The sequence below is a fragment of the Stenotrophomonas sp. YJH_SMC_110 genome (genome assembly GCF_059369255.1).
Genome location: NZ_JCAFSM010000005.1, coordinates 210,563 through 223,089 on the forward strand (window position 1 = coordinate 210,563; position 12,527 = coordinate 223,089).

Here is a 12,527-nt window from a genome sequence, read left to right on the forward strand (position 1 = left end):
AGGGTCGGATCCCTTCCCACCGGGAAGGGCTCTGACCCTGTCGATCACTGCGTCTTCGCCGCCTCGGCATTCCACGCCGCCACCTTGGCCTTGGTATCAGCCAACATCTTGTCCAGCGCGGCGCGGTCATACACGTTGCCACGCAGGATCACGCTGTCGATCTTTTCGGTGGCGGCAATGTCCTGCAGCGGGTTGGCGGTCAGCAGCACCAGATCGGCGGCCTTGCCCTGCGCGACACCCCCGTAACGATTCATCTGGCCGAACCAGGCCGGGCCGGAACGGGTCGCGGCAGACAGCGCCTGCGGCGCGCTCAAGCCCTCCTTCACGAACAGCTGCAGTTCCTGGTGCAGGGCGATGCCCGGGAAGTTGAACGAGTTGAGGAAGCCCGCATCGGTGCCGGCGATGATCGTCACGCCGGCTTCCTGCAGCATGGGCAGCACGGCGGCCACCTGGTGGTACTGCGCATGGCGCGCTTCGATCTGCGCTGGCGTTGCCTTGGCGGCACGTTCAACGCGCCACTGGTAGGTCGCGCGCAGGCCCGGGCCGATGTAAGCCAGGTACGGATCGTTCGCGTGGTCATCCTGGTCAAGGAAATCGAGGATGCGGCCACCGTTGAGGGTCGGGGTCACGAACACGCCGCGCCTGGCGAAATCGCGGTAGGCATGCATCGCCGTATCGCGGTCGAAGCTGGCGTCGAGGCGGCGGTTGGCTTCGGCGCGGTCGATGCGGCCGGCACCGAAGTCGCCAGCAATCTGCGCCTCGTCCTTGCTCCCGGCCTTGAATGCATAGTCCAGATGCTCGATCGAGGCCAGCCCGGCATCGATTGCCTGCTCCACGGTCAGCGCCATCGGGATGTGCCCCGACGCCTTGAATCCGGCATTGCGCGCGGCACTGGCCGAGTACAGGAACAGTTCCGGCTTCAGCGTGCTGTCGGTGATCTTCACGAAATCGACCTTGTCGTGCTGCAGGCGGGTGATCGCCTTGTCGACGTCAGCCTTGCTGCCCACTTCGATCGTGCCCTTCCAGACCGGCTTGAGGCCTTCGATCTTCGCGCCCGAGCTGAGCAGCCGCGGACCGAACAGCGTGCCCTTGGCAATTTCCCCGCGCCACTGCAGCACCTGCTCGGGCAGGTCGCCGGAACAGTCACGCACCGTGGTGATGCCGTGCGCGATGTACAGCGGCAGCAGTGCCTTGTTCTCTTCGATCAGCGCCGGGCCACCACCAAAGTGCACGTGCATGTCCCACAGGCCCGGGATCAGGTACTTGCCCTTGGCATCGATCTGGCGGGCCGCGCTCCATTGGCTGCGCAGCTGCGCGTCCGGGCCGACGGCGACGATGTCCTCGCCACGGATCACCACGCTCTGCCCGGCCCGGGTACTGGCGTGCTCGACATCGACCACGGTGGCATTGCGGATCAGCAGGTCGGCGCGCTCGGCGGCAGACGCCGACAGCGGTGCCACCGCAAGGAGGATGGCAAGGGACAACGGACGGGAACGGAACATGGACAGCATCCTGATGGGCACGCCCAGCGTGCGGGTGGAAGGGGTTTGCATTCAGCGCACCGCGCCGTGCTGGCGCAGCAGGGTCTCAATTCCGGTATAGCCGCGCTGGCGCGCGTGCGCCAGCGGCGTCACGCCGTCGCCGTCGGCAAGCTCCGGGTCGGCGCCGGCCTCCAGCAGCAACTGCACGATCTGCAGGTGGCGCGCACCGCCATCGCCGAGCAGGATCGCTTCCAGCAGCGCGGTCCAGTTCAGGCGGTTGACATGATCGACCGCCACACCGGCACGCAGCAGCGTGCGCACGGTGGCGACATGGCCGCGCTCGGCGGCCGGAATCAGCGCGGTGCCGCCATAGCGATTGGTACTGCGCAGATCGGCGCCATGCGCCAGCGTCATCGCCAGGATCTCATCCAGGCCGCGCGCGCCGGCATACAGGTAGGCGCTGTCCTGCAACACATCCTTGGCATTGACGTCGGCACCGGCTTCGATCAGCTCGCGCGCGGCATCCACGTTGTTGCCCTGCGTGGCCAGCAGCAACGCCGTGCGACCCTGGCCATCGCGCGCCTCCAGCGTGGCGCCATCCTCGATCGCCTGCCGCACCGCATCGGCGTCGCCGCGGCTGGCGGCATCCCGCAGGCGCGCGTCTGCGTCGGCCCGGGACGTGGCGGTGCAGGCGGGGGTGACCATGGCCAGCAGGCACAACAGCAGCACGCGCGTGAACGGCGCAGGCCAGCCAGCGGAATGATGGACGCGCATGACAGTGTCTCCTCATGTCCGTCGCCACGGAACGCCGTGCGACGGTAGCAACAGCCGGGCATTGCCGGCCCCTGCCCTGCATGGTAGAAGTCGGCCTGGGTATCCAGAAGTGAAATGTTCAAATGCAAGACAGTGCCAAATCGAATAGAACCCTGTTCGAACTGGACCTGCTGCGGGCGCTGGTGATGGTGGCCGACTGCGGCAGCTTCACCACGGCCGCCACCCGCCTGCATTCGACCCAGTCCACGGTCAGCCAGAAGGTGCGCCGCCTGGAAGAGCTGGCGGGGCATCGCCTGCTCGAGCGCGGCCACCGCGACGTGCACCCCACCGACGCCGGCCACACCCTGCTCGGCTATGCGCGGCGCATGCTCGACCTGAACGAGGAAATGGCGCAGGCGCTGGCCGGCGCCACCGTGGAAACCGCGGTGCGCATCGGTGTCCCCGAGGACTTCGTCAACGCGCAGACCACACGCATGCTGGCCGCTTTCAGCCGCCGTCACCCACAGGTGAAACTGGAAATCAGCAGCGGCCTCAGCCGCGACCTGGCGCACGGCTTCGACCACGGTGAACTGGATCTTGTGCTGGTCAAGCAGCGGCGCAACAGCCGTCAGGCGGTGCACTGCCGCCGCGAGCCGATGCACTGGATCGACAGCCTGCGCAGCAGCTGCCTGCAGCAGGACCCGCTGCCGCTGGTCACCTTCCCGCCGCGCGGGCTGTACCGCGACGAGATGATCCACGCCGTGGAAGCGCTGGGCCTGCGCTGGCGCATCGCCTTCACCAGCTCGTCGCTGAGTGGCATCCAGGGCGCCGTGGCCGATGGCATCGGCATCAGCCTGCTGCCCCGCCGCGCGGTCGCCCGCGATCATCGCATCATCGATGGTGAGCGCGACCTGCCGGTGATCGACAACTACGAAATCGGCCTGCTGCATCGTGCGGACGCCGACGATGCGGTGCGCGCGCTGGCCAGCGAGCTGTGGCGGCAGGTGCAGCGCGAACCGGATTGACCACTGCAACTGCGGTAGCGTGGGCCGCTGGCCGGCAGCCGCGACGGCAACATCGTCCCGCGTGGGGTCAGATCCGTTTTCCGAAACGGATCTGACCCCGAAGCGAAATCCGCGCATTGACCATCGAAAGCTGATCACGCCTGTCGCGCGGAAGTCACGGCTCTGCCGCTAGAGTGCCCCCTGTTTCCGTGCTCCACGGCATCGTGTCATGTCCGACGAAATCCCCGCCCGCTTCGACCCCCTGCCCGCCGCCCTGCAGACGCACCTGCAGCACCAGCGCTCGCTGATCGCCGCGCGCGTCGCCGCCGGCTTCCCGACGCTGCCGGTGCAATGGCCGCTGGCGGCCAGCACGCTGCAGCGCGTGATCGATGCCGAGCTGATCGAGCCTGACGACTGCGATGGCTGGGAAGCGCTGGGCGTGGCGTTCGGTGACACCCTGGCCCAGCGCGTGCCGGGGCTGGCCTGGATGCAGGTCACCGACGCCTGGGGCATCGATGCAGTGCTGCGTTATGCCGACAGCAGCCTGCAGATCGGCGCCAGCACACTGCTGCTCAAGCGCGTCGAACAGGGCGAAGTCATCGACATCGCCCACCTGCTGGCGTGGCTGGAAGCGTTCGTCGCTACCCGCGCCGACGATTACGCCTGACGACACATCGAGATGGATCCATGCCATCCGTGGATGAATGAGACCACGCGATGGCTCCCTCCACGCACGGCGTGGATCTACAACCAGCGGCCGTCAACCACCACCCGGCGCTCCACCGGCACCCCGGCCACGGCCGCCGGGCCATGGTCCGCACGCACGGCCACGAACGTCGCCGGCCGGCCTTCGGCGATGCCGTGCTGCGGCAGCCCGATCACCTGCGCGGCATGGGTGGTGACCATGTCCAGCGCCAGCATCAGGTCGCCATCGGTGTAGAAGCCCGAGCGGTAGCCCAGCAGCATCGCGCGCTGCAGCAGGTCGCCGTTGCCGTACGGCCACCAGCAGTCGCGGATGTTGTCATTGCCGGCGAACACGCGCACGCCGGCGTCGTGCAATGCACGCAGCGGCGGGAACGGATGGTCGCCCGGCGCGTTGCTCATGATCGCAACGCCCGCCGTGGCCAGTGTTTCACCCACCTGCAGCGCGCGCGCCAGCGGCACGTCGCCCAGCGAGTAGGCATGGCTGACCGCCACCCGCCCCTGCAGGCCAGCGGCACGGGTGCGCGCGGCAATGCGCAGCAACTGGGCCAGTCCGGTTTCGCCGGGCTCGTGCAGGTGGATGTCCAGCTGCACGCCATAGCGCTCGGCCAGGCCGAACAGCAGGGCCAGCTGGCCTTCAGCATCGCCATCCAGCGTGGTCGGATCGATGCCGCCCAGCACCTCCACGCCCGCTGCAAGGGCCTGCTCAAGCACGGCGGCGGTACCCGGACAGGACATCACCCCGGCCTGCGGGAACGCCACCAGCTGGATGCGCATGATGTCGGCACAGCGCCGCGCCGCCTCGCGCACTGCTTCGAGATGGCGCAGGCCGGTGCTGCCGTCGACATCGACGTGACAGCGCATCGCCACCGTGCCGAAGCGGCTGCACTGGCGGATCAAGGCCTCGGCACGGTCCACCATTGGCGCCGCGCCCGCCACCGCGGCCTTCTCCACCGCCAGCCGCTCTCGCAGGCTGTTCACCGGCTGATGCGGGTGCCAGCGGTCGCCGACGAAGCTCTTGTCCAGATGAATATGGCCGTCGACCAGGCCCGGCAGGACGGCACAGCCCTGCAAGTCGACGGGTTCCGCACCCTCGCGCGGCGCAGCATCACCGTTGAGACCACTGATACGACCGTTGTGGATGTGGAAATGCAGCGGCGCGCCCTCGCGATCAACCGCGCCATGGACGAACTGAAGCGTCATCGGAAACTCCCGGAAAGCCAAGTCATGGCGCCATCCTGCGCGCTGGCACTGCCATCGGCCAACGAAATATCTGGATGCCACACATTCATCAGAACGATGAATGCCGCCGCGACGGCGGCTCGCAGCCACGCCGTGCACACCCCTGAACGGGTACCATAGGCACCTGTTTCCGCTGTGATGCCGCATGGGCCCGTCCGACCGCCACGATCGTCTCCGCCGCTGGCAGGCCGCGTCCCTGCTGGCTGCTGCCCCGATGGCCAGCCTGTCCGCCACTGATGCGGCCGCCACCGCGCCGCTGCAGGCGCCGCCTGGCCAACAGCGCATCGCCCCGGCGGCGCTGGTCGAGCGGCTGCACCAGCGTGTGCTTTCCGGGCAGAGCGCCACCGCCACCCTGGAATACTGGTGCGCCGAACACGGCCTGGCCGAACAGGCGCGGGTGCGCGCGGTGCGTGTACACGGCCAGGACAAGACAGCACCGGCCGACGTGCTGCAGGCACTGGGTGCGAAACCCGGCACCGCCCTTCGCTACCGCCGTGTGCAGCTGGTCTGTGGCAGCCGCGTACTCTCCGAGGCCGACAACTGGTACCTGCCGGACCACCTCAGTCCCGCCATGAACCAGGTGCTGGACAGCACCGACGAACCCTTTGGCCGCGTGGTTGGCCCGCTCGGCTTCCAGCGCCAGACACTGGCTGACCAGACCTTCTGGCCACCGCGTGGCGAAGGCGACCGCAGCGTGATCCTGGAAGTGCGCGCCCTGCTGCGCGATCGCCAGCAGCAGCCCTTCAGCTACGTCATCGAGTCGTACCTGCAGCAGGCACTGCCCTAGGCCACCGGCGCCCGCCATCACAGCGGACATCGACACAGCAGAAGGCCCGGCATTGCCGGGCCTTCTGTTTGCCAGCCGGATCAGCGGAACCGGTAGTCCAGCTGCAGCCAGTACTGGCGGCCATACGGGTCGTAGTTGCCAACCGGATAGAACGGCCAGCCGCCACCGTTCCTGTCCGCCGGCGGGCGGCTGTCACGCAGGTTGTTGACGATCACGCCCACCGACAGGTTCTCGCCGAACTGGCGGAACACGCTGGCGTTGTAGGTCATGTACGGCGCGATGCGGCCACTGCCATCGGTCTTCGGCAGTGAACCGAAACGGTTGCCGTACAGCGTGGTGGTCCAGTCACCCTGGTTCCAGGTGATGCTGCCATTGGCCTTGCTGCGCCACTGGTAGTCATCCAGCGAATTGCGGATGTCACGCTCCGGATCATCGGAGAACTGCCGGTACGTGTGCTCCAGCACCACGGTATAGGCCAGGCGCGTAGTGAAGCGGCCATAGCGGCCGGCATCGAAACGCCAGTTACCCTTCAGGTCCAGGCCACGCACCGATTCGGAGGCCGCGTTGATCGGATTGATCAGCACGCGGGTCACCTGGTCCGGCTGCACGGTTGCAGTGGACGGGTTGCGGATCACCCGCGACAGCGCGTCCTGGCACAGCGGTGAACCGATATCGCGCGCTTCGCCACCCAGCGTGCGGCCCAGGCGGCAATCGGCTTCGTCGCGCAGGATGCGGCTGGTATCGAGGCTGGTGACCTCGTTGTCGATGCGGATGTCGTAGTAGTCGGCACTGAAATCCAGGCCGGACAGCGGCGACCAGACCACGCCGAAACCATAGGATTTCGCGGTTTCCGGCTGCAGCTGCGCGTTGGCGCGGTTGCTGTAGTCGATCGACAGGCCGTTGTAGTCGCAGTTGTCGTACGACTGGCCTGCGGTGCGGCAGCGCCAGTAGTCGGTCATGCCCGGGTTGTAGCCGCGGGTCTCGGTCGCGAACACATAGTTCATGTCCGGCGCACGGAAGCTGGTCGCAGCAGAGCCGCGGATCAACAGGCTCTCGATCGGGCGGAACTCGACGCCGAAGCTCCAGGTCGCCTTGCCGATGTGCTCGCCACCGGCGCGATACTGGTCATAGCGACCGGCCAGCGTCGTGGTCAGCGATTTCAGCAACGGCAACTGCAGCTCCACGCCGGCCGCATAGCGGTCACGATCACCGCCGGCACCGATACCGGCGCTGGTGTTCCAGAACTCGCCCGTGCCCAGTCGCGGGTCCGGGCGGTTGCGGTAGCCCTGGCTGCCGGCCTCGACCACCGCCGCCAATGCAGCGTCGCCACCGGGCAGCGCGAACAAACGGCCGTTGACGCTGGCGCTGAAGGTCTGCAGCCACGCCGCATTGCGGCTTTCCTGGTAGCCGGACAGGCCCTCGTATTCGCCCGGGGTCAATGGTTTGAACAGGCGTGCCGGGTCGGGCGCATAGACCTCAACGCCATTGCGTACGCCCAGCTTCGGACCGAGCAGGTATTCGTTGATGCCGGCCAGCAGCACCGGTCGGCGGGTACGGTTCTCGTAACGCGAGCGGCTGTAGACCGCTTCGTAATCCCAACCGCTGTCGCCGATCTGGCCACGTGCGCCGACATTGAACGACCACGAGTTTTCCAGGAAGCGGTTGGCATTGCGCGGCAGGCCGCCGATTTCCTCCGGCGCGAAGCGGCGGTACCAGCTTTCCAGGTTGCCGGTGGTCTGGTTGTAGAAGTAGTTGCGGGCCGAGGTCCAGGTCGGTGCACGCGTGTTGTTGTAGATCCGCGCGCTGCCCACGGCGACATCGGCGAACAGGTCGGTGGTCTCGTTGACGTGGAAGGTCAGCAGACCGTAGCCGTTGAGATTGCGCTTCTGGGTCTGCACGGTCCAGTAGCTGGCGGCGGCCTCGTTGCTGCCGCAGTACCAGCCCTGGCGCGGGTTGTTGGCACGGAACACGCTGCCGCCATAGATGTCCGACGCGGCGTCGCAGCCGTTGACGCCCGGATCGATGTTGCGGCCGGTGGCAGCGTTGCGCCGATAGGCGATCGCGGTCGCCTGCGGCGCCTTGCCGGCCGGGTCATCGTCCAGCGAATCCATGAAGTCGCGCTGGCGCGCGTGGATCGCCTTGCGCACGTCGAACTCGAAACCGAACAGGCCGTCCCAGCGCTCGCCGGAACTGCCGCCCACCACCTGCACGCGCTGGTTGTCACCGCCGCCCTGCTGGGTGCCGCCGGCGCGCACGTTCACGTCCACGCCTTCAAAGCGGTCCTTGAGGATGATGTTGACCACACCGGCAATGGCGTCGGAGCCGTACACCGCCGACGCACCGGCAGCCAGCACTTCGATGCGTTCGATCAGGGCGCTGGGAATGTTGGCCAGGTTGACAACGTTCACCGAGCCTTCGTAGGCCAGCGGGTAGTCGGCCTGGCGACGGCCGTTGACCAGCACCAGCGTGCGGTTCGGACCCAGCCCGCGCAGATTGATGGTGTTGGCGGCCGGCGTGAACGTATTGCCGAAATCCTCGCCCTGCACGTTGCCGGTGTTCTCGGTCAGCGCGCTGAGGGCGTCGAAGGCATTGCGGTAGCCCTGTGCGTCGATCTGCTCGCGGCTGATCACCGTCACCGGCGAGGGTCCCTCGACACTGGCACGTGGAATGCGCGAGCCGGTGACCTTCACTTCCTGCAATGTGGTGGGCGCGCTTTCCTGCGCGAAGGCCGGCAGCGAGGCCAGCATCAGGGACGACAGCGCGAGCACCAGCGGACGCGGGCGCATCGCCTTGTGGGAGGCGGACATGGGCTTCCTGGGGGAGTGGGCGGGTGGTACGGGAGCCGCAGCCGGTACGACACATAACGATCCCGTAACGAAAGTGTCCTGAATGGGTGGTTTCAACGGAAATGACCAGCCCTGATGGGCTTATGCCTGAACCGAATCAGACGCGTTTACGGCACCACCCCACTTTTGCAATGAATTGCATGGCCTGGCGCGTCAGTGATGCGCATCGTGCCGGGATGACCAACAGCGCCCCTTCCACCCACTTCGCTCCACTACGACCCGTCCTGCGCCGCCACTTGCTCCACCTCCAGGCCACGCCCATCACCCTGCGTTCGTTCCAGCGCACCGACCTGCCACGCTGGCGTGCCTTCGACGACCGTCGCCAGCGCGGCCAACGGCCGTCCTACGGCATTGATGAAGAGGCGCGGTTCCTCGCCAGCGTCTATCGTTCACGCCTGCAGGAAGACAACGACCTGCTGGTGCTGGGTGTGTTCGACGACGTGCAGGGCGTACTGCACGACCAGCTGCATATCCGCCTGCAGTCGCTGCACTCGCGCTGCGCCGAGCTGCAATCGCTGCAGCACCGGCACCCCCATCCGCAGGCGGCACTGCGGGCACTGTGCCCGTTCCTGTTCGACGATGTCGGCCTGCACCGCCTCTTCGTGCTGCTGCCGCCAGGCTGCACCAGCCCGTTTGCCCAGGCGCTGCAGGCCCATGGGTTCATCCGCGAAGGGATCCTGCGCGACTACCATCTGGACGCGCAGGGATGGCATGACCGTCAGCTGCTGGCGCTGACCGCGTCGGCCTGGCGCAGCTGCCAGCAGCCGATCGGCTAGCGCACCCGCTCCAGTGCCGCACCGGCACCGGTCAAGACCGTGCAGGCATGGTCCTGTAGTTCCTCGCCGCTGGCATCGTTGCCGCTGGCGGCATCCACGCGGGTAGCCAGCAGGATGAAGCCGGGGCCGCCCCGCACCTCGCCGCGCCCGGCCACCACCAGGCTCCACTGGCCCACATCGCCCACGCCGCTCAGGCCATAGGCCAGCAGATTGAGCGGATTGGCGGTCAGTTCTGCACCGGGCAGCAGATAGGCCTGGTACTGATGCCCGCGCAGCGGCACCGGAAACGGTGACCAGCGCGGACCCAGCGCACCGGCATGTGCATCCAGTGCCTGCAGCACATCCGCGCGCAGGCAGTCGACATGGATATGCAGCTGGTGCTGCGAGCGACCGTGCGGCGAATTCAGTGCCAGGCTGGCCACGCTGCGCGGCAGCGGCCGGCCCAGGGCCTGTTCGGTATGCCCGCGCGCCTGCCAGGCGGCCGCAAAATAGTTGGGTACCCCACGCTGGTACAGGCCGTGGCTCTCGATGCCACTGACCTTGTCCAGCGGCATCAGCAGGAACTGGTAGTCACCGTGCGCATCCTTGACCAGCACGTCGCGGCGGTCGGCCGCCGTCTCCACCCGCAGGCAACTGCCACGCGGTCCTTCCACCGCCTTGCAGTCACGCTCGATCAAGCGCCACAGCGCATCGGAATGGGCCGGCGGTGGAGGTGGCGCGCTGGCGCAGGCGGACAACAGCAGCAGGGACGACAGCAGCAAAGGGCGCAGGGACACGGCAGCAACTCACGGAACAGGCACGGCAGACGGCGCCGCGCTGCATTCTAGCCAGTGCAGTGCTGCAGTCAGTAGGTGCCGAACGGCACTTCAACCACGAACGGGGCCTCGCCGTCGCCGCCCTGCAGGGTGTAGCGGTCCAGCGCGCCATCATCATCGGCGTGCGGCTGGCGCTGGAAATGCAGGGAATAACGGTTGTCGCCCAGCAGGACGGCACTGCCATCGTCCTCCAGGGCGGCGCCCTCGGGGACCAGCAGCCCACCCAGGTCGCTGTAGGCCCCGGGCACATCGGCGAAGCCGTAGTCTGCCAGTTCGTCCACCCGCTGCATCGCATAGACATGCGGCAGATAAGGACGCGCCGGGCTGCGGCCATTGCTCAGGTCGGTCACCCAGGCCTGCGGCAGGTGGTAGTGCTCGCGCAGCGCGGCCACGCCCAGCGACGGGCTGGCCACCTGCAGGCAACACACCGCCCGCTTGCCCTCACGGTCGAGGACGGCGAAACGGTCGCCGCGAGTCGCCGCCTGCGGCAGCATGGCGAAGGCCAGATTGCGCTGGGCCGGCGCGTAGCCGGCCTCGGTCTGAAGGTTGCGCCACGCGCCGAACACCGGCGTTTCCGCGGCTGCGGCCGGCACTGGCTCGGCGGCAGTGGCGGCGCACGCCACGGCCAGCACCGATACTGCAAGTACCGTCATCGCCCTGCGCTTGTCGCGGAAACTGTCTGCCGTCATACCGTATCCAGCACCTGCACCGGAATGGCCCGGCCTGCCCGCTGGCGCGATGCCAGTCATCCCTCCCACTATGCAGTGGCTACGCCGTGCCGGCAATGACCGGGGCGCTGACGCCTTTCGCGCGCCGGGTGCTATCGTTCCGCCCATCTTCCCTGCGCAGGAGCGCTGCATGTCCGCCTTCCGTCTGTCCCTGTTGCTACCCGCGTCGGCCCTGCTGCTGTCGGCCTGCGTCAGCACCCCCGGTCCGCAGGTCAAGGGTACCGGCCACTGCGACGCCAGCCAGCTGGGCTGGGCAATCGGCCAGCCTGCCAATGAGCCCAACATCCGCCGCCTGTCCAGCGAAAGCGGTGCCGGCCTGGTCAACCCGATCGGCCCCAACACCATCACCACCAAGGACATCCGCCACGACCGCCTGCGTGTGTACGTGGACAAGGACAACATCATCACCGCCACCCGCTGCGAGTAGGCGCTGTAGAGCCGAGCCCATGCCCGGCTGCGCTTCCGTGACAGCCGAGCGCAGGCTCGGCTCTACAGCTCAGGGCTCGGTATACCCCGCGCAGTCCGGCAGCGCCTGGTCGGGGTGGAACACCCCATCACTGAAGCGGAACAACCGCGTGTAGCTGCACGCCGGGTCCTGCTCGGTGCGCAGGTCCTTCTTCTTCAACGGCCCCTTGGCCAGCGAATCCTCGAAGCGTGAGACACCGGCCGGGAACCGCGTCGCCACCGTCTGGTAGCGCAGCACCGGCATGCCCCCGGCGGCGGTATCCAGCGCCAGCCTTGCCGAGAACCCGTACTCGTCGTGGCAGGCACCGGCGCGCTGCTTCATGTCCTGCTCGCTGAAACAGGCGCGGATCATCGCGTTGCCCAGCCATGGCAGGGTCAGCACGTCGTCGTCCACCTGGATGTCATCCTGCAGGTGACGCACGCGCGCCAGCTGCAGCGTGGACGCGTCGGCACCACCGCCTGAGTACATCGTGCTGAATTTGACGATACCGCCCACCAGCACGTTCTGGCGGGCGCGCTGCCGCGGGTCGCTCACTGCCTCATCGCTGCCAACGCCAGGCGCAAGCCGCACGATCCACGGCCACAGCGAAAGCTCGCTTTCCTGCGGCACGTCGATGCTGACGTGGTAGACGTGCGGCTCTCTTTCGCCGGCCTCCCGTTCAGAGACTTCCAGCGTCGTCGGCCGATCGCCGTCCTCGGCCACCGGCTGCACACGCACGCACCAGGCACGATCGAGGGTGCAGTACTGCATGCGTGCTTCGCCCTGCCCTCCCTGTTCCAGCACCTGCCCCAGCGGCTCCATCACGTTGCCGGCGGCGTCGCGCTGCTGCGGCAGGATCGCGGACTGCGCCAGCACCAGCAGCGGTGTTGCCAGCAATGCAGCGCACAGGGTCGCGCGGGCAACGATGGTGGGCATGGGCGGCTCCTG

12 protein-coding genes are annotated in these 12,527 nt (G+C 67.7%); 5 read left to right on the forward strand and 7 right to left on the reverse strand.

Annotated elements, in window-relative coordinates:
- Window positions 1-44: 44 nt before the first annotated feature.
- Both AC5P6H_RS11830 and AC5P6H_RS11835 read right to left on the reverse strand, forming a co-directional pair.
- Window positions 45-1,502, reverse strand: coding sequence for an amidohydrolase family protein (locus AC5P6H_RS11830; protein WP_495202661.1), 1,458 nt, complete (start codon window positions 1,500-1,502; stop codon window positions 45-47).
- A gap of 51 nt (window positions 1,503-1,553) precedes the next feature.
- Window positions 1,554-2,255: an ankyrin repeat domain-containing protein gene (locus AC5P6H_RS11835; protein WP_049440918.1), complete on the reverse strand. Its 702-nt coding sequence runs from the start codon at window positions 2,253-2,255 to the stop codon at window positions 1,554-1,556.
- A gap of 122 nt (window positions 2,256-2,377) precedes the next feature.
- Here AC5P6H_RS11835 and AC5P6H_RS11840 point away from each other — a divergent pair, with 122 nt between their 5' ends.
- Entirely contained in the window at window positions 2,378-3,259 is an 882-nt protein-coding gene (locus tag AC5P6H_RS11840) for a LysR substrate-binding domain-containing protein (protein ID WP_046431153.1), read from the forward strand.
- Between the two features lie 208 nt (window positions 3,260-3,467).
- Window positions 3,468-3,905, forward strand: coding sequence for a DUF3806 domain-containing protein (locus tag AC5P6H_RS11845; RefSeq protein ID WP_069118246.1), 438 nt, complete (start codon window positions 3,468-3,470; stop codon window positions 3,903-3,905).
- A gap of 77 nt (window positions 3,906-3,982) precedes the next feature.
- On the opposite strand, the gene AC5P6H_RS11850 is transcribed toward AC5P6H_RS11845, so the two are convergent.
- Window positions 3,983-5,143 (reverse strand): amidohydrolase family protein, encoded by a 1,161-nt coding sequence (locus AC5P6H_RS11850; RefSeq protein WP_495202662.1) that lies wholly within the window; start codon window positions 5,141-5,143, stop codon window positions 3,983-3,985.
- A gap of 184 nt (window positions 5,144-5,327) precedes the next feature.
- On the opposite strand from AC5P6H_RS11850, the gene AC5P6H_RS11855 reads away from it, so the two are divergent.
- Window positions 5,328-5,969 carry a hypothetical protein gene (locus AC5P6H_RS11855; RefSeq protein WP_075076515.1) on the forward strand — a complete coding sequence of 214 codons (642 nt, stop codon included), beginning with the start codon at window positions 5,328-5,330 and terminating at the stop codon, window positions 5,967-5,969.
- 80 nt (window positions 5,970-6,049) lie between these two features.
- Here the strand turns inward: AC5P6H_RS11855 and AC5P6H_RS11860 are convergent, their stop codons facing one another.
- Window positions 6,050-8,776, reverse strand: coding sequence for a TonB-dependent receptor plug domain-containing protein (locus AC5P6H_RS11860; RefSeq protein ID WP_197575067.1), 2,727 nt, complete (start codon window positions 8,774-8,776; stop codon window positions 6,050-6,052).
- A gap of 179 nt (window positions 8,777-8,955) precedes the next feature.
- On the opposite strand from AC5P6H_RS11860, the gene AC5P6H_RS11865 reads away from it, so the two are divergent.
- Window positions 8,956-9,591 carry a GNAT family N-acetyltransferase gene (locus AC5P6H_RS11865; protein WP_075076513.1) on the forward strand — a complete coding sequence of 212 codons (636 nt, stop codon included), beginning with the start codon at window positions 8,956-8,958 and terminating at the stop codon, window positions 9,589-9,591.
- On the opposite strand, the gene AC5P6H_RS11870 is transcribed toward AC5P6H_RS11865, so the two are convergent.
- Together AC5P6H_RS11870 and AC5P6H_RS11875 are read right to left on the reverse strand one after the other, a co-directional pair.
- Window positions 9,588-10,367 (reverse strand): CDP-diacylglycerol diphosphatase, encoded by a 780-nt coding sequence (locus AC5P6H_RS11870; RefSeq protein ID WP_041863570.1) that lies wholly within the window; start codon window positions 10,365-10,367, stop codon window positions 9,588-9,590. The two genes, AC5P6H_RS11865 and AC5P6H_RS11870, sit on opposite strands and share 4 nt — an antisense overlap.
- Before the next feature lie 68 nt (window positions 10,368-10,435).
- A complete protein-coding gene (locus AC5P6H_RS11875) occupies window positions 10,436-11,095 on the reverse strand; it encodes a decarboxylase (RefSeq protein WP_495202663.1) in 660 nt (219 codons plus the stop codon).
- A gap of 169 nt (window positions 11,096-11,264) precedes the next feature.
- Here AC5P6H_RS11875 and AC5P6H_RS11880 point away from each other — a divergent pair, with 169 nt between their 5' ends.
- Entirely contained in the window at window positions 11,265-11,561 is a 297-nt protein-coding gene (locus AC5P6H_RS11880) for a hypothetical protein (protein ID WP_014037553.1), read from the forward strand.
- Window positions 11,562-11,630: 69 nt separating this feature from the next.
- Here AC5P6H_RS11880 and AC5P6H_RS11885 read toward each other — a convergent pair whose 3' ends face one another.
- Window positions 11,631-12,515 (reverse strand): hypothetical protein, encoded by an 885-nt coding sequence (locus AC5P6H_RS11885; RefSeq protein ID WP_495202664.1) that lies wholly within the window; start codon window positions 12,513-12,515, stop codon window positions 11,631-11,633.
- Window positions 12,516-12,527 lie beyond the last annotated feature (12 nt).